Genomic DNA, 16073 nt, shown 5'->3' with positions numbered 1-16073 from the left:
GACGGAACAGCACGAAGAGTGGCGGATGAGGAGGAGACCTCAAGCGGGCAGTTTCGTGTCGATGACGAAGCTGATTTCGATGACCTGGCCGGGCAAGGTCAGCTCAGTAATGCCCAAGACCGTGCTGGCCGGGCGGTGGTCGCCGAAGTACCCGAGGTTGCCCTCCGCCGTCACCGCGGCATTCTGCCGCAGGTTCACCACGTACAGGGTCTGCGAGACGACCTGGTTCCGGGTGGCGCCGTAGTGGTCCAGGACCTTGTCCATGTTGGCGTAGGTCTGCTTGAGCTGGGCGGCGAAGTCGCCCGCGTAGAGGAACTCGCCTGCCTCATCAAATGAGAGCTGTCCGGAGACGTGGATCAGCTCGCCGGACTTGATCGCCTGTGAATAGCCGAAGTCGCTCTCGGCCGGCACGTTGTAGTTGAAGGCATCAATGGTGGCCATGTTGCTCGCCCTTCCGGATAGCTCTCGTGTGGTTACTCGGGAACTGTAGGAGAGTGACGACTGACCCGGAAGAACGCACTTTTCGGTGACTGAGGAACCTCATGGTGACCGAGAAACTGCTCCGCCAAGGCTCAACCAAGGGCCTGCCCGAGGACGCTGACCTGCGGCGCGCAGACTCCCTGGCGCGGGAGGTCTTCTCGGACGTCGCCAGCAAGTGGGCGCTCCTGATCGTCGAGGCGCTCGGCGAGCGCACCCTGCGCTTCAGCGAGTTGCGGAACGAGGTCGAGGGCGTCAGCCACAAGACGCTCACCCAGAACCTGCGCATGCCGCACGCAGCGAGACCCTCGCGCGTTGCGCGATTCCTTTGATCGGTCTCACGTGATCGGGCTACGAGCCATCCCGTGCCACAGGTTGAGGCCGGGCAGCCCACTCGCGACGACGCCGCACGGCTGCCCGGCGCAGGCACCTCGCTCGGGCCTACCCGAACTTCACGAAGGTCGGGAAGGGAGCCGAGAACGTCTCGAAATTCCTGGAGCCGACGAACCCGGCGAACACCGTGCAGGTGCTGTTCGTGTACATGCTGGCATCGGTGTCCGTGTCGTTGTGGGCGTTACGTGCGCCACCGCTGACGGCGATGCACTGGCCGTTGGGTGTCGGGACGTTCAGTGTCGTCTCCCTTCCGTTGTCCGCCCGCGTGTAGAAGAACGTGCCCGTGGCGGCCTGGGCGCTGCTCGTGGCCAGGCCGGTGCCCAGCGCGGCGGCCGCACCAGTGATCAGAACCGCTCGGATCGTTCGCTTGAGTGCGTACATAAGGAGGAGCCTCCTGCCCTTCCGGCGAGGCGCGTGACACCGCGCCTATGCAGGAAATGGTCTACCTCTTTTGGGTTAGTCTGAAGGCTTCTGGCGCGTGAGTACCCGAATGAGTGACATTCACCGTTTCGAGCCACCGTCAGCCCTGACCAGCCGCACTCGCTGCGAAGAGTCGCTGAGGAGGGTGGGCGGAGAGCGAAGGCCGTCCTGCGTGTGCCCCGCCCTCAGCGTTCGTTACGTCGTCTATTGATGACCGCATCAAGAGACGCGGCGCCCATGGGCGGGCGCGTGAAGGTCAGCTCTTCGCTCTTCAGGCCGGCGAGCACCAGGTCCAGATGCCGTTCCCATGCGTCGGCTTCGATCGTCTCGGTCATGGCGATGATTCCCCGAAGTGCCCAGATGACGGCGGCGAGGTCGGAGAGGGAGACAGTCTCGGGCACGAGGCCGGCCTGCTGTGCCGTCGCCAGGAGGTCCGCGGTGAGAGCATAGACGCGTTCACGCTGGGGGCGGCTGGCCATCTGCCCGAACTCGTCCGGCAGCACGCCGCGACTGGCGGCCAGGTGAAGTCCCACGGTGCGCAGGAAGTACTCAAGCTGCTGATCGACCGGCAGGTTCTGCGCTCGCTGGACATGGTGGAAGAGACGATCGTAGAAGGCGGCGGCCAGAGACTCCCGAAGAACGTCGATGGTGGGAAAACGACGGTAGAGGACCGCCGGTTCCTCCCCTACCTCCCGGGCGAGTTGCGCCATGGTCGCGCGGGGCCCGAGTTCTCGCATCGCCGACGCCACGGCCCACAGCAACCGCTCGTCACCCGGCTGCTCGCCCGTCTCACGCTGAGGGTCTCGCCCGCCGGCGTACGCGTCCTGTTCCTCGTGCACGCTTTCTCCGCTCTGCCCGGCTCGCGGCGGGTGCAGCGCCTGTTGGCGCCTGCATACCTACTTCCCCCGGCACCATAACCGCTTACAGGGCATAAGCCGCGAAATGCACAGCATGGCTCGGGCTGTCATGGCGAAACTCGGTCCCGCGTCGCGTCAGTGCTCCGCGACGCCAAGCTCTCGCCCCGGACCGGCCGGGCAGGGGCCCTGGCGGTGGTCTTCCAGTTCCTTGAGCTGCGGCACGAGGTCGAGCTGCACAACCTCACCGGCCGCATGGTCGAGTGCCCGCTGGACGAGATGAACCGGCCGCGAGCCTCGGTGGAGCCGCAGCTGCGCATCCCGCCCAGCGAAGCCGGGATCGAGGAACTGTGCACCGGATGGCGAGGGAACTCATCTCCTGCCGCAAGTTCGGCCCCGGCCGCTCGCACCTACGCGGTCGCCCGGCTGGCGGCCGACGTGGGACTGAGGATCAACGAGGCACGGATGCTCGACCGGGACGACGTCCGGTCGGAACTGGGCCGGTTCGGCCGCTCAACGTCCGCCACGGCGTGGGCTCCCTGCGACGGGGGCCGAAGCCGCTGCTGGTGCCGCTGGTCAACGGCACCGACCGCAACCTTCGGTGGTTCATCGAGGGTGTCTGGGGCCACTTCGACACTGACCACACCCGACCTGGTGCCCCGCTGTTCCCCTCCGAGCGCAAGAACCGGGACGGTTCTTGCGCTCGGGCGACCGCCGACGCCTTTGCCGGCGATCCGCTCCTGGATCGACCTCCGCACCGGCCAATTACCTGCCGGCTTCGCCGCCGACGTGCTCGCCGTCGAACGGATCGCCGCCACCCCGGTGCAACGGCTGATCGTCGCCCTGGCGGCCGTCCACGCCGCCCGCACCACAGCTATCCGCTGCCGCACCCTGGACGACATCGACATACCCAACCGGCGCATCACCATCGCCGGACACACCCAACGGCTCGGGGAACTGACCCACCAAACACTGCGGGCCCGGCTCGACCAACGCCGCACCACCTGACCGAAGACCCCCAACCGCCACGTCCTGATCAACGCGATGACCGCCCTCGGCACTGGCCCGTCAGTGCCGAATACCTTAAGCGGCACCCACTGCACCAAGGCGTCTACCTCGAGCACATCCGCAGCGACCGGGTCCTGCATGAAACCCTGACCGTCGGCGCCGACCCGCTGCAACTCGCCCTGGTCTTCAACCTGCCCCACACCAACGCGAGCCGCTGCGCGACCATCGCCCCGGTCCTATAGACGGCGTGTATGGCCTCCATTGATCTGGCCGATCTGATCGAGAAGGGCTGCATTCAGCTGTGCCCGCGCAGCCCTGACTCGCTCCAGAGCCTCCAGGACCTCACTACGCACGGGGCCCTCCCGCGGCAAGGGACGTTGCAGGACATCAGCACGGACTTCGCGGGTCGCCTCTCGCAAGCGGCCCAGGAGCTGGGAGAGGGCGATGAGCGCTGATCCGTCCGCGTCGTCTGGTCGCGCCCCGCCCAGGGCTGGGACCAGCGGAGTGCCGTGCGGTGGTGTGTCCTGTGATTCGAGCCAGAGGCCGCTGTGCGCCAGCGCGTGTCCGGCTTCGGTGGCCTCTCGGCTGGCTTGGAGCATGATCTCGTCGAATCGGTCGACGCCCACAGGATGGTGTGCCTGCAAATCCTGGACGAACCGCTCCAGCGCATCGATCCACGCCCGACCCGTGGTTCGCATTTTCAGCAGCCGAGCGATCTCGATCTCACTTTGGCTAGCCTGCTCCTCACTCGCCTTCTGCTCGACTTGCCGCCGATGCAGACGCAGGGGGCCATAGACAGCCGCGAGGCCGGCAACGGCAGCTCCCCCCACAGCGCCGAGCAGTCCGTACAGCGCGCCGGTATCGGTCATACCCCTCCAATCCGCCGACGTGAGGCTGCCAGTAGCCACACCCGTGCGACTGTCCAAGCCCTTCACCTGAACAAGTTCGTCAGAGGCCCCTCGACGCTGTCAACGCTACGGTCGCCCGGAAATCCACGTCGGAAACGGTCGTCGGATTGGTTTCCGACCATGCTTCTTGGCTACTGCCGGACTTCGACGGCCGATCAGAGCCCCAACCACCAGATCGACGCACCTCTCCGCAGCGGCGTCGACCGCGACAACATCGACGTCGCCAGCCGCGCGAAAGCCTCCCGCCCAAGCTCGATCTCGTCCTGCAGGCTGCACGTCATCGAGCAGGGCATCGACACCTCCACCATGGAAGGCCGAGCCATGTTCGGGATGCTCAGCGTGCTCGCAGAGCTCCAGAGAGAGCTGATCCCTGCCTGGAAGCAGCGGGCTCAAGTTCGAGCCGGTCCTCCTGAATGCACGCGGCCACCACAAGCCGCTGATCGTCTGCACGGACCGCGTATGGCTTCGCGGAGCCCGGCCACTCAGCTACCGAGACGGCCGGGACCCGGCGTCAGCACCAGCCTGCCGAACACCTCCCCCGCGTCCATCGCGCGGTGGGCCGACGCCGCCTGTTCCAGGGGCAGCACCTCGTGGACGACCGTGCGCAGGCTCCCCTGCGCGGCGTCGGCGAACTGGGAGGTCCGCACGGCCTGGCGGTCGGGGCCGGGCACGGTGTCCGAGCTGAACGTGGCGAACGACAACGACTTGCGGAACGCGTCCATCAACCGCATGCCGAAGTCCGCCGGCGGCTGCCCACCGATCACCCCGACGGCCACATACCGTCCGTTGGGGTTCAATCGGTCGAGGAAATGCGGGAGATGGGGTCCGCCCACGATATCGATCACCACGTCGAAACCCGTCGGCGCGTCCGGGCCGCCCGCGCCGGAGCGGTCAAGGACATGGGTCGCGCCGAGGTCCCGCAGGCGGGCGCCCCGCTCCGCCGACGACGTGGTGACTGCCACCGCGCCGGCCCCGGCCCTTGCCGCGAGCTGGACCGCCGTGATGCCGATGCTGCCCGCCGCACCGCGCACGAGCACCCTCTCACCGGGCGCGAAACGGGCCCGCTCCAGGGCGAAGTGGGCGGTCACGCCTGAGCCGCCGAGGGTGACCGCGTCCTCGCCGGTCAGGCCGTCGGGCAGAGCGAGGATGTCCTCGACCGCGGCGACTGCCTGCTCGGCGTACCCGCCGGAGAGGCCGGTGAACGCCCACACCCGCCGCCCGACCCATGACGCGTCCACGCCCTCCCCCACCGCGGTGACCCTCCCCGCGACCTCGCTGCCGAGGAGGTGGCCCTCTTGGATGCCGGGTACGACAAGCGTTCTCCGACGGATCACGGCGTCCACGCCGCCCACCCCGATCGCCTCCACGGTGATCCGCACCTGTCCCGGGGCGGCAACGGGCGCGGGCACATCGACGACCTCCAGGCCATCGGGGGCTCCGAACGTCCTGATCACGACGGCTTTCATCTCTGCTCCTCGGCTCGGTGAAGGGATGCCGCAAGGGGACGGCACCACCGCCATCGGACCGTAACGGACGCCCCCGTCCGTTTGGCTAAAGTGAGAAACCATGAAGGACCATCTGCCTCAGACCGTGCGCTCCGACGCCCGGGACAACCGGCTCCGCATCCTGGGCGCCGCCCGGTCGGTGTTCGCCGAGCAGGGCCTGACGGCGCCCATGCGCGAGGTCGCCCGGCACGCGGGGGTCGGCCCCGCCACGCTGTACCGGCACTTCCCGACCAAGCAGGCGCTGATCGTGGAGACCTTCGCCGAGCAGCGGCGGGCCTGCCACGCCGCCGTCCACGACGCCCTCGCGGACCCGGACCCGTGGCACGGATTCCAGAGTCTGGTCGAGCGGATCTGCGAACTGCACGCGCACAGCCGGGGGTTCGCCGACGCCTTCATGACGGCCTTCCCCGAGGCCATGGACTTCGCCGCCGACCGGGAGCAGACGCTGCGCGCGGTCGGCGAACTGGCTCGCCGCGCCAGGGAGACCGGCCGGCTGCGCCCCGACTTCGTCGTCGACGACCTGATCCTCGTGCTCATGGCCCACCGGGGCCTCCAGGACACGCCGCGCGCCGCCCGGGTCGCGGCCTCCCGCCGCTTCGCCGCCTATGTGATCGAGGCGTTCCGCGCCGCACCGGATCCGGTGGATGCGCCTGCGCCCCTGCCGCCGGCACCGCGCCTGCGGCTCACATAGCTACCCTCAGGTGCCCGGAGGCTGGATCTTCTGGGCCCGGCCCACCGCCCACCGGGGGCCGGGCCCTGAGATCAGCGCCTGAGCGAGCTCAGGTCCTGCGCGTACGTGCCCACCGCCTTCGCGATGACGTCGATGTTCAGGTCGAACGCCTTACGGTCGATGTTCGTGATGTCGTCACCCTTGGCGTGGTAGTTCGGGTCGTAGGGCTGACCGGCCTTCCCGCCCGCCTTCAGCGCCTGCTCCTCGGTCTTGAGGCCCTCGGCGCCGGTGAAGGTGCCACCGGCCGGGATACCGGCGTCGATGAACGGCCCGTAGTCGGAGCGGCCGTCGAAGTCGGTGCCCCAGTGCGGCACCTTCTTCTTGTCCAGGAAGCCGTTGATCAACTTCTCGATCTGGGCGGAACCGGCCGGTCCCGCACCCGAGCCCGTCTTGTCGGAGTCGTCGCCGTCGTAGACGAGTTCGGCCGCGTTGGGCGAGGCGATCATGTCGAAGTTCAGGTAGAGCTTGATGTTCTTCTTCTGCTTGGCGCTCAGGGTCTTCACGTAGTGGTCCGAGCCGAGCAGGCCCAGCTCCTCGGCCGACCACCAGCCGAAGCGGACCTTGTTGGCGAGTTCCTTGCCGCCCTTGGTCGCCTTGGCGAGCTTCTCGGCGACCTCGATGAGACCGGCCGAGCCTGAGCCGTTGTCGTTGATGCCCGGGCCCTCGGGTACGGAGTCCAGGTGCGCGCCGAGCGCCACCACGCGGTCGGCGCGGCCGCCGCGGGTCTCCGCGATGACGTTGCGGGTCTTGTGCGGGACGGCCTCGGTGGCGACGTCAAGGGAGAGCTGCACCTGCCCCTCGGCGACCTGCCCGGCCAGCTTCTCGCCCTCGGCCCTGGTGATGCCGACGGCGGGAATGTGCGCGTTCTCCGGGGACTCCAGGTCGCCCTTGACGGGCTGGTCGCCGGAGTGGTTGTAGAGCACGAGTCCGACGGCGCCCGCCTTGGCCGCGGCGGCCTCCTTCTCGGCGAAGGTGCAGGCGCCACGCTTGACCAGCGCGATCTTTCCGGTGAAGGTGCCCGAGGTGTAGTCGTCCGCCTCGCAGCCCGGGGTGTCGTCGACGCGGGCCGCGGCGAGGGAAGCGCGGAGGCCGCCCTGGGGCGTGGACTTGCTGAAGGCGAACGCCCGGGCGTTCAGCTTGCGTGCCTCGGGAGACAGGACGCTGGCGCCCTCCCGCAGCGTGCGGGACTCGTAGAGGGTGAAGTCCTGGTACGCGACCTTGTAACCGGCCTTCTTCAGCCGGTCGTACACGTACGCGGTGGATGCCTTGTGGCCCGATGTGCCCGCGGCGCGGTTGCCGCCGTGGGCGTCGGCTATCTGTTGGAACTTCTCCAGATGACGGTAGGCACTCTTGCCGGTGGTCTTCTTCACCAGTCTCTCGGCCAGTCGTTGGGCCTTGTCGGCCTGCGTCGTCCGGTGCCCATCGTGCCGGGCGGCGTCCTGCGCGCCTGCGGGGGATGCCGCGGCGAACAGGACGGGGGCGGCGACGACGGCGGAGAGCAGAGCGACCGTCGTCCGACTGCGGGATGCGCGCAACGGAGGTCCTTCCTTGCGTGGTCGGTGAGACCCGCCGATGATCACCGGCGAGTGCGGAAGGACCGTAACCCGATGCATTATCAGATCAGATGGTTTCGCCGGGTTCGCAACCACGCCTTCACGCAGTTGTCACGGAACGCAATACTCACGGGTCGGCAAGGCGTTTGACCTCCCGCAAGGGTGCGGTGGTCTGGATGTCCTGAATGCCGGGCAGCGGCCCGACGCGCCGGTCGATGTACTCGTACAGGTCGTAGGGGCTCTGGAAGATGCCGCTCGCCACCACGTTGCAGGTGCCGGTGACGGCCGCCGCAAAGGGGATTTCGGGGTGCGTGGCGAGGACCTCGCCGACCGTACGCAGATGGGCCGGGGTCACACGCAGCCACAGGCGGGTGCTCATGTGGTAGCCGAGAAGCCGCGGGTCGAAATCGACGGCGAACGCCAACGCCCCCTCGCCGCGCAGGCGTTGGAGGCGTCGCTGAACGCTGGACGGCGAGCGGTCGGTGGCCGCGGCAAGCTCGGGCAGGGGCGCCCTGCCGTCCCGGGCCAACTCCGCGAACAGGGCACGGTCGGCGCCGTCCAGGGGCAACGGGGCCCGGCGACCGCCGGAATCCACGGCAAGGGATGCCCCGCCGGTCCGGAACCGGCTGGCGTGCCACGTGGTGGTGTCGCCGACGAAGGTCCGCAGCACGCAGTGCGCACTGGCGGAGACGACGTGCGGGGTGTGGGGCAGCTTCTGCAGCAGTGCGTCACGGTCGGCGGCGGTACGGGTGTTCAGAGCGCAGCAGACCTCCGTGCCGCCGGAGTCGACCGTCACCCAGCTGATGTCCGGTCGGCGGGCCAGTGCCCTGGCGGTCGCGACCGCCGTGCCGGGCGTACAGCGCAGACACAGCAGCCAGTGGGTCAGGTCGAGCCGGGAGGGCACCGGGCGGCCGACGAGACGCAACCCGAGGGCGCGCAGGCGCTGGTAGCGGCGGGTCACCGTGCGCTCGGACACACCGAGTCGGCGTGCGGCGCGGCTCAGCGGAATCCGGCCGTCGAGCTGGAGGAGGTGGAGGAGGCGCTGCTCGAGGTCATCGATGTCGCTGCCGTACGGTGCGCCGGAATCCACCGTCACATCCCCTTCTGAGGCCGGTTGATTGCATGGACCAGGGTATGGCTTGGGGCGGTCGGGGCAGCGCGTGGAAGGTGGTCCGGCACCCACCCTTCCCCTCCTCAGGAGAGCGTGATGAACATGGATACGGATGCCGGCGGCCCGCACCGCCACGTCACCGTCGTGGACGGATACGTTCCCGTCATCGACCTGGCCGCGGCCGGCGCGCGGCCGGGCCGTGCGGCCGTAGCCGGGGCCATCGGCCGGGCCTGCGAGACGTCCGGGTTCTTCGTCGTCGTGGGGCACGGAGTGCCCCAGGATCTGATCGACCGCATGTACGCGACGACCAAGGACCTGTTCGTGCTCCCCCGGCGGGAGCGGGAGAAGGTTCTCGGCGGGCCGGACACCTGCGGGCTGCGCCCCTCGGCGGGCAGCGCGGCCAAGAGCATGGGCCTGCAAGCACCGCCGGACCTGTGCGACGTCTTCACCGCCAACGCTCTGGGGGAATTCGACACGGAGCGGCGGCGCGCCGAGGGCGGTGGCGACGCTTCGGCGCCCTGGGCCCGGGCCAACCTGTGGCCCGCCGCCCCGGTGGAGTTCAAGGACACCTGGCTCGCCTACATGGGGGCGATGGAGCGCCTGGGCAGGCAGCTGATGGAGTTGTTCGCGCTCGCGCTGGACCTCGGCGCGGACTTCTTCGCCGACAAGGTCGACCGGCACATCTCGACGATCGTCGCCAACTACTACCACCCGCAGACCGAACCGCCGCTGCCCGGCCAGATGCGCAAAGGTGCGCACAGCGACTGGGGCACCGTGACCATCCTCTACCAGGACGCGGCGGGCGGCCTTCAAGTGCGTCATGACACTGACGAAGGCCATCGGAGCACGGGAGGCCACGGCTGGCGCGACGTGCCCTTCGTCCCGGGCAGCTTCGTCATCAACATCGGGGACATGATGCGGTTCTGGACCGGCGGCCATTGGGCGTCGACCCTGCACCGGGTCGTCAACCCGCCCCAGGGCGACGGGCGTTCACGCTTGTCCCTTCCGTACTTCTTCATGCCGAACCACGACACCCGGGTCGAGCCGCTCACGCGTTTCCGGGGCTCCGCGTCGACGGGACCGGACATGCCCTTCACGACACCGGGGCGTTGGTACCGGAAGATGATGGCAGCTACGTACGCGTAACCCATGGGCTCGGGTCAAGCCGGCGTAAAATCTCGGCGAGTTGGTCCAGTCCTTTCCGGACGCCAGAGCGCGGACGAAGGGTTCAGGGCCGTGGATTGGTACGGCCCGAGCCCTCTCCGCCCGCGTTGACATGCTCACGGGCGGTGGTTCCCTAATAGGTCTGTACCACAGGCAAGCGCGTCCGCCCCCGTCCCATCGGACCCGATCCCGCATCCACCCCTGTTCTCGTACACCCGGCAGGCCCGGCACGGACGGACGCCTCACCTCCCCCCAAGGAGAGCCGTGTCCCCACTCAGATCCACAGCCAGGGCCCACCCGGCCCTGGCCGCCCCCCGGCGTCTCGTCGCGGTCCTCGCCGTGCTCGCACTGGCGCTGGCCGGACTCACCTCGTTCGCGGCCCCCGCCAGCGCGGCCGCCAAACTCACCGCCACCTTCGTCAGCGAGGGCAGCGGCTCGTCCTGGACCGGCAAGTTCGTGGTGAAGAACAGCGGCGACACCGCCGTCGACACCTGGTCCCTGGAGTTCGACCTGCCCGACGGCGTCACCATCAGCGACCACACCCACGGCACCGCCGAGGTCAAGGGCAAACACGTGGTCGTGACGCCCGCGTACTACAACGCCCGCGTCCCGGCGGGCCGTGACACCGAGCCGTACAGCTACACCTTCCGCGGCAGCGGCCAGCTCAAGCCTCCGACCGGTTGTCTCATCAACGGCGACAAGTGTGACGGCACCGCGGCCGTACCGCCGAAGGCCCCCACGGGGCTGAGCGTCGCCGACGCCACCGCCCGTACGGTGAGCCTCAAATGGGCGGCGGCCGCACAGGGCGACTTCCCCGTCGCCTCGTACGAGGTGCTGCGCGGCACCACCGTCGTGGCAGCCAGTGCCACCACCCAGGCCACGGTCCGCGACCTGCAACCGGCGACCGCCTACCAGTTCAGCGTCCGGGCCAAGGACACGCGCGGCAACACCGGTGAGGCCGGCGCTCCCGTCACCGCGACCACCGTGGACCCGGCGACCGACACCGTGCCGCCCACCGCGCCCCGCAACCTCCGCGTCGGCGACATCACTTCGAGCACCGTGAAGCTCGCCTGGGACGCGGCCACCGACAACCAGCGCGTCGCCGCGTACGACGTCTACCGCGGCACGGCACTCGTGGAGAGCCTGCCCGCCGACACCCTCACCAGCACCGTGACCGGCCTCACGCCCGACACGGAGTACTCCTTCACCGTCCGGGCGCGGGACGCCGCCGACAACGCGTCGCCCGCGAGCAACACCCTGTCCGTCACCACCAAGGAGGCGGTCGGCCAGGGCGGTTACGCCAAGGTCGGCTACTTCGTGCAGTGGGGCATCTACGGCCGACAGTACTTCGTGCGGGACCTGGAGACGTCCGGTGCCGCGGGCAAGCTCGACGTCATCAACTACGCCTTCGCCAACGTCGACCCCAAGAACCTCACCTGCCTCAACGGCGTCACCAAGGGCACCACCCAGAACCCCCAGGACCCGAATCAGGGCGACGGGGCCGGTGACGCCGAGGCCGATTACGGCCGGGCCTTCCCCGCCGGGCAGTCCGTGGACGGCGTCGCCGACGACGGCTGGGGCAAGCTGCGCGGCAACTTCAACCAGCTGAAGAAGCTCAAGGCCAAGCACCCGAACCTCAAGGTGGTCGTCTCGCTCGGCGGTTGGACCTACTCCAAGTACTTCTCCGACGTCGCCAAGACGGACGCCTCGCGGCAGAAGTTCGTCAAGTCCTGCATCGACATGTACATCAAGGGCAATCTGCCCGCGTACAACGGCGCGGGCGGTGACGGCGTCGCCGCCGGGATCTTCGACGGCTTCGACCTGGACTGGGAGTGGCCGGGCTCGCCGGACGGTCACCCGGGAAACCACTGGAGCACGGACGACAAGGCCAACAACACCGCGCTGATCGCCGAGTTCCGCAAGCAGCTCGACGAGCTCGGCGGCAGCCACCGGCTGCTCACCGCCTTCACCCCGGCCGACCCCAAGAAGATCAACGACGGCTGGGACCTCAAGGAGGTCTTCAAGCACCTGGACTTCGGCAACGTCCAGGGGTACGACTTCCACGGCGCCGGCAGCGACAACTCCTGGGAACCCAACCGCACCGGCCACCAGGCCAATCTGTACAAGGACGCGCAGAGTCCGTACGCCAACGACTTCAGCGTCGACGACGCCGTGAAGGCGTACACCGATCAGGGCGTCAAGCCGCGCAAGCTGACCATCGGCTTCCCGTTCTACGGGCGCGGCTGGCAGCAGGTCGCCGACGGCGGCGCGCACGGCGAGTGGCAGAGCGCGAACGGCGCCGCGCCGGGGCAGTTCCAGGAGGAGGCGGGCACCCGCGGCTACGACAACCTCGTCGCCGCTTTCCCGAACCTCACCGTCTACCACGACGAACAGTCCATCTCGACGTACGGCTACACCGGGGCGAACGGCCAGTGGTGGTCGTTCGACGACGCCTGGTCCATCGGGAAGAAGACCCAGTACATCAAGGCCAAGGGCCTGCTCGGCGGGATGATCTGGGAGATGTCCGGAGACACCTCGGACAGCACCCTGTTCAACACCCTGGACCGCGGCCTGAAGTAGGACCGCTGTGAACGCCGCCCGTCACCCGCTCGTCCGGGGTGGCGGGTCGGCGGGGCCGCCTCGACATCGCGCGGTCACCCGTAGAGCGAACGCGCTCCCGGGCTGTTCCCGCTGAAGCGCCGGCCCATGGCGACCTCCTCGCCGACCACCGACCAGACGGTGTCGTCGTCCCGGAAGGGGAGCGGGTCGATGCTGCTCGTCTCCCGGCGGATGCGCTCCACCTCGCGCTCCAGGCACTCGAATGCGGCCTCCTCATCGCCGTCACCGTCGCCGTCGCCGTCGCCGTCGCCGTCGAAGGTGAACTCCTCCAGCAGACGCTGGAACCGGGCGGTGACCTGTATGAGTGAGGAGACGTCCGTGTGGAGTTCCCGCACGATCTCCTCGTCGGTGTCGAAGGCGTACACCTTGCCGGAAGCGGGGTCGAGGGCGAGGTGGGCGTTGAGCAGCCAGCCGATGACGGGCCATGCGCCCGCGTCCTGCGGGACGCCCTCGACGTCTACGACGTCCTGGACCAGCGGCAGCCGGCCCTCGTCCTCGTCGGACTCGCGCAGCGACAACGTTCCGGTGGGGACGCCGACGGTCCGCAGCAGGCGGGCGCCCTCGGTGTCCGCGACGGAGGGCGGGAAGGCGGTGGCGGGCAGGTCCGCGAGCCGGTCCTCGCCGAAGATGGCGGTCAGCTCGCTGCGGGTGACGTCGAAAAGCACTGCCGGAACTCCGAACTCGGCGGCGACACGGGCGCCGCGGGACTCTGGGTGACCGAATCGGTCACCGGGGCAGCCTCGCAGATCGAGGCACTTACGGCGACTTTCAAAGACAGGCTCTCACTTCGACCTCATCTCCGGCGCGCGGCGCGGGTACCAGGCGACCACCAGCGCGCCGACCGCCACCACCAGTACGGCGAGCACCCGCATCGCGGTGTCGAGGGAGGCGGTGAAGTCCGTGACGACGGCGTGCCGCAGTTCCGGTGCGGTCAGTCCCTGGTCGGCCAGGCGCTGTTCGGCGGCGGGGACGGTGGTCGGCGCGTCGGGCCCGCGCAGCGGCGCGGGGAGCCCCGTGGTGAACACCGCGGTCACCACACTGCCGCTGACCGCCACGCCCAGCGCGCTGCCCAACTCCCGCGCCAGGCTCTGCAGACCCGAGCCCACCCCGGCCCGGTGCGCCGGCAGCGCGGACATCATGCCGTGCGACAGGAGCGGTGTGGTCAGGCCGCACCCTGCCGCGGTGAGCGTCGCCCCGAGCGCGTACAGGCCGTACGGGGTGTCCGGGCCGACCAGCGAGACCGTGCCCAGACCGGCCGCGAGTACCGCGAGACCGATGCCGAGCGTCGCCCGCGGACCGGTACGCCGCTCCAGGGCCACGGCGCAGCGCGGCGCGAGCAGCAGCGCGCCCGCCATCGGCAGCAACCGCAGCCCCGCCCCCAGTGGGGAGTAGCCCTTGGCGTATTGCAGGTACTGCCCGTTGACGTAGAACAGGCCGAACATCCCGACGAACACCAGCGCCATGCCGACCGCCCCTGCCCGCACCACCGGCACGGTGAACAGCCGGGGGTCCAGCATCGGATGCGCGCGCCGCAGCTCCGAGCCGGTCCAGGCCGCCAGCAGCACCGCCGCCGCGCCGAACCCGCCCAGCACCCGCGCGCTGCCCCAGCCTGCCTGCGGGCCGGAGACGATGCCCGACAGCAGCGCCAGGAAACCGGCCGTCAGCAGACCCGCGGAGACCATCGACACCGGCCGGTCGTGCCGCGGCGGCGCCGGGGAGAACGCCACCACCAAGACGAGTGCCGCCAGCGCCAGCGGCACCACGCACCAGAACAGCGCGCGCCACGAACCGGTCTGCAGCGCCGCGCCCCCGCCGACGTTGCCAAGCACGGCTGCCAGGCCCGTCATCGACGCCCACACCGCCACCAGCCGCGGCCTGCGGTGCGCCGGCGCGCCGCCCACCATCAGGGCCAGCGTCGTCGGCAGCACCGCGGCGGCGCCGACGCCGCTGACCACCCGGCCCGCGATCACCGCGCCGATGCCGGGCGCCACGGCACACAGCACGCAACCGGCGGTGAACAGGCCCATGCCCGCGGTCAGCACCCGCTTGCGGCCGAGCCGGTCGGCGAGCGCGCCGCCCGGAATGAGCAGGCAGGCGAAGAACAGCACGTAACCGTCGACGACCCACATCACCGCCTCGGCCGACGGGCGCAGCGCGCTGCGCGACAGCGCGGGGATGGCGAGGTTCACGGCGGAGACCATGCCCACCACCAAGGTGACGCACAGACACATCACCGCGACGGTCAGCGGACCGGGGCCTTGAGCTTCGCCTGGGAGGCCTTGGTCGCCGGGGTCCTGGAACCCGAGCCCGGGGTCCTGGTCGCGCAGGTCCCGGGGGCCGAGCGCCGTCCTGTCCGTGGTCCTGGGGTCCTGGTTCACCGTTCGCCTCCTGTGCGGACGAGTTCGGCACGGAACGCCAGCCGGTCGCCGCGGATGCGCAGGAATTCCAGGTCGACCGGGCGCCCGTCGGGCATTCTGGTCAGCCGCTCGACGGTGAACAGGGCGGAACCGGCCGGGATGTCGAGCAGGGCGCACGTGTGCGGATCGCCGCCGACCGCGTGCACGGTGACGCTCGCCGAGCCGAGCGGGCCGCCGGTGGACTCCTCGATGAGTCCGAACAGGTCCTGTCCCGCCAGGTCGGCGGCGAGCAGCGGCTCCCCGATGTCCGCCGTCAGATAGGTCAGGTCCAGGGACAGCGGTACGCCGTCCAGCAGCCGCAGCCGTTCGATGTGGACCACCCGTCCGCCGTCGGGTACGCGCAGCTTGCGCGCCACCTCGCCGGGCGGGCGCACCACGTCCGCGACCCGTACCTGATTGATCACCTCGCCGTGCGTACGCAGCGTCTCGGCCAGGCCGGTCAGCCGGTCCAAAGTGTGTTCGTAGGGCCGCCGCACGATCACCGTGCCCACGCCCTGGCGCCGCTCGACCACCCCTTCGTCGCGCAGCACGCCCAGCGCCTCGCGGACGGTGTTGCGGGACACCGCGAAGTCGGCCATCAACACCCGCTCGTCGGGCAGCACACCCGTCACGAACGCCCCGGAGGCGATCTGGCGGCGCAGCACTTCGGCGACCTGCCGGGCCCGGTCCGCCCGGGTCCGCCGCCCGCTCCTCGGCACTGGGCTGCCCGGGGGCGCGGGGTCGGTGGGTGTGGCGTTCATGGGGCCTCCCTACGCGTCGGAGCCGGGGGGCCATCGACCGTGGGCCGTGCCCGTTCGGCACCCGCTCAACCTAGGGCGCGCACGTTTCCTGCACGTTACGCCACCTACGCTGACCTGCGACAACGCCCGTGACGTGCGGCGCGGCAGGGTGTGCGAAGCCGTTGTGCCACCTGG

Annotated in this window: 14 protein-coding genes and 1 pseudogene; 5 read left to right on the top strand and 10 right to left on the bottom strand. The window is 69.8% G+C overall.

Going from position 1 to position 16073, the window contains the following annotated elements; genetic code table 11:
• Nucleotides 1-39 precede the first annotated feature (39 nt).
• Nucleotides 40-441: a RidA family protein gene (locus ACFVYR_RS08940; protein WP_384252768.1), complete on the bottom strand. Its 402-nt coding sequence runs from the start codon at nt 439-441 to the stop codon at nt 40-42.
• Between the two features lie 101 nt (nt 442-542).
• Here ACFVYR_RS08940 and ACFVYR_RS08935 point away from each other — a divergent pair.
• Nucleotides 543-767 (top strand): annotated as a pseudogene (locus ACFVYR_RS08935) (winged helix-turn-helix transcriptional regulator); the annotation flags it as partial.
• A 151-nt stretch (nt 768-918) separates the two neighbouring features.
• Here ACFVYR_RS08935 and ACFVYR_RS08930 read toward each other — a convergent pair.
• On the bottom strand, nt 919-1251 hold the full coding sequence (locus tag ACFVYR_RS08930) for a hypothetical protein (protein WP_384252771.1): 333 nt from the start codon (nt 1249-1251) through the stop codon (nt 919-921).
• A 224-nt stretch (nt 1252-1475) separates the two neighbouring features.
• Entirely contained in the window at nt 1476-2129 is a 654-nt protein-coding gene (locus ACFVYR_RS08925) for a TetR/AcrR family transcriptional regulator (protein WP_384252774.1), read from the bottom strand.
• Between the two features lie 738 nt (nt 2130-2867).
• Here ACFVYR_RS08925 and ACFVYR_RS08920 point away from each other — a divergent pair.
• A complete protein-coding gene (locus ACFVYR_RS08920; RefSeq protein WP_384252777.1) occupies nt 2868-3152 on the top strand; it encodes a hypothetical protein in 285 nt (94 codons plus the stop codon).
• 236 nt (nt 3153-3388) lie between these two features.
• On the opposite strand, the gene ACFVYR_RS08915 is transcribed toward ACFVYR_RS08920, so the two are convergent.
• Together ACFVYR_RS08915 and ACFVYR_RS08910 are read right to left on the bottom strand one after the other, a co-directional pair.
• Nucleotides 3389-4021 (bottom strand): hypothetical protein, encoded by a 633-nt coding sequence (locus ACFVYR_RS08915; protein WP_384252780.1) that lies wholly within the window; start codon nt 4019-4021, stop codon nt 3389-3391.
• Between the two features lie 521 nt (nt 4022-4542).
• The gene (locus ACFVYR_RS08910) at nt 4543-5526 is read right to left on the bottom strand and encodes a zinc-binding dehydrogenase (protein WP_384252783.1); all 984 of its coding nucleotides are present in this window, start codon (nt 5524-5526) and stop codon (nt 4543-4545) included.
• A 100-nt stretch (nt 5527-5626) separates the two neighbouring features.
• Here ACFVYR_RS08910 and ACFVYR_RS08905 point away from each other — a divergent pair, with 100 nt between their 5' ends.
• Entirely contained in the window at nt 5627-6256 is a 630-nt protein-coding gene (locus ACFVYR_RS08905) for a TetR/AcrR family transcriptional regulator (protein ID WP_384252786.1), read from the top strand.
• A gap of 71 nt (nt 6257-6327) precedes the next feature.
• Here ACFVYR_RS08905 and ACFVYR_RS08900 read toward each other — a convergent pair whose 3' ends face one another.
• On the bottom strand, nt 6328-7830 hold the full coding sequence (locus ACFVYR_RS08900; RefSeq protein ID WP_384252789.1) for a M28 family metallopeptidase: 1503 nt from the start codon (nt 7828-7830) through the stop codon (nt 6328-6330).
• Nucleotides 7831-7975: 145 nt separating this feature from the next.
• The gene (locus ACFVYR_RS08895; protein WP_384252792.1) at nt 7976-8938 is read right to left on the bottom strand and encodes an Lrp/AsnC family transcriptional regulator; all 963 of its coding nucleotides are present in this window, start codon (nt 8936-8938) and stop codon (nt 7976-7978) included.
• Between the two features lie 123 nt (nt 8939-9061).
• Here ACFVYR_RS08895 and ACFVYR_RS08890 point away from each other — a divergent pair, with 123 nt between their 5' ends.
• Nucleotides 9062-10105, top strand: a complete 1044-nt coding sequence (locus ACFVYR_RS08890) for an isopenicillin N synthase family dioxygenase (protein WP_384252795.1) — start codon at nt 9062-9064, stop codon at nt 10103-10105.
• 282 nt (nt 10106-10387) lie between these two features.
• Nucleotides 10388-12703, top strand: coding sequence for a glycosyl hydrolase family 18 protein (locus tag ACFVYR_RS08885; protein WP_384252798.1), 2316 nt, complete (start codon nt 10388-10390; stop codon nt 12701-12703).
• A 74-nt stretch (nt 12704-12777) separates the two neighbouring features.
• Here the strand turns inward: ACFVYR_RS08885 and ACFVYR_RS08880 are convergent, their stop codons facing one another.
• The 3 genes from ACFVYR_RS08880 to ACFVYR_RS08870 form a co-directional block, all read right to left on the bottom strand.
• Entirely contained in the window at nt 12778-13407 is a 630-nt protein-coding gene (locus ACFVYR_RS08880; protein WP_384252801.1) for an SUKH-4 family immunity protein, read from the bottom strand.
• A 117-nt stretch (nt 13408-13524) separates the two neighbouring features.
• Nucleotides 13525-15120 carry an MFS transporter gene (locus ACFVYR_RS08875; protein WP_384252804.1) on the bottom strand — a complete coding sequence of 532 codons (1596 nt, stop codon included), beginning with the start codon at nt 15118-15120 and terminating at the stop codon, nt 13525-13527.
• The gene (locus ACFVYR_RS08870) at nt 15117-15899 is read right to left on the bottom strand and encodes a GntR family transcriptional regulator (protein WP_384252806.1); all 783 of its coding nucleotides are present in this window, start codon (nt 15897-15899) and stop codon (nt 15117-15119) included. Before ACFVYR_RS08870 ends, ACFVYR_RS08875 begins: the two co-directional genes overlap by 4 nt.
• Nucleotides 15900-16073: the final 174 nt, after the last annotated feature.

Origin of the sequence: Streptomyces sp. NPDC058284 (assembly GCF_042881135.1) — a bacterium.
Lineage (GTDB): Bacteria > Actinomycetota > Actinomycetes > Streptomycetales > Streptomycetaceae > Streptomyces.
Note: the sequence above shows the minus strand (reverse complement) of the source record. Positions and strands in the feature narration are given on the sequence as shown.

What these genes read in the sequence shown, in the direction of transcription:
- ACFVYR_RS08910 (WP_384252783.1), bottom strand. Translation starts at nt 5,526, where the DNA reads ATGAAAGCCGTCGTGATCAGGACGTTCGGAGCCCCCGATGGCCTGGAG.
- ACFVYR_RS08890 (WP_384252795.1), top strand. Translation starts at nt 9,062, where the DNA reads ATGGATACGGATGCCGGCGGCCCGCACCGCCACGTCACCGTCGTGGAC.
- ACFVYR_RS08905 (WP_384252786.1), top strand. Translation starts at nt 5,627, where the DNA reads ATGAAGGACCATCTGCCTCAGACCGTGCGCTCCGACGCCCGGGACAAC.
- ACFVYR_RS08915 (WP_384252780.1), bottom strand. Translation starts at nt 4,021, where the DNA reads ATGACCGATACCGGCGCGCTGTACGGACTGCTCGGCGCTGTGGGGGGA.
- ACFVYR_RS08930 (WP_384252771.1), bottom strand. Translation starts at nt 1,251, where the DNA reads ATGTACGCACTCAAGCGAACGATCCGAGCGGTTCTGATCACTGGTGCG.
- ACFVYR_RS08940 (WP_384252768.1), bottom strand. Translation starts at nt 441, where the DNA reads ATGGCCACCATTGATGCCTTCAACTACAACGTGCCGGCCGAGAGCGAC.
- ACFVYR_RS08870 (WP_384252806.1), bottom strand. Translation starts at nt 15,899, where the DNA reads ATGAACGCCACACCCACCGACCCCGCGCCCCCGGGCAGCCCAGTGCCG.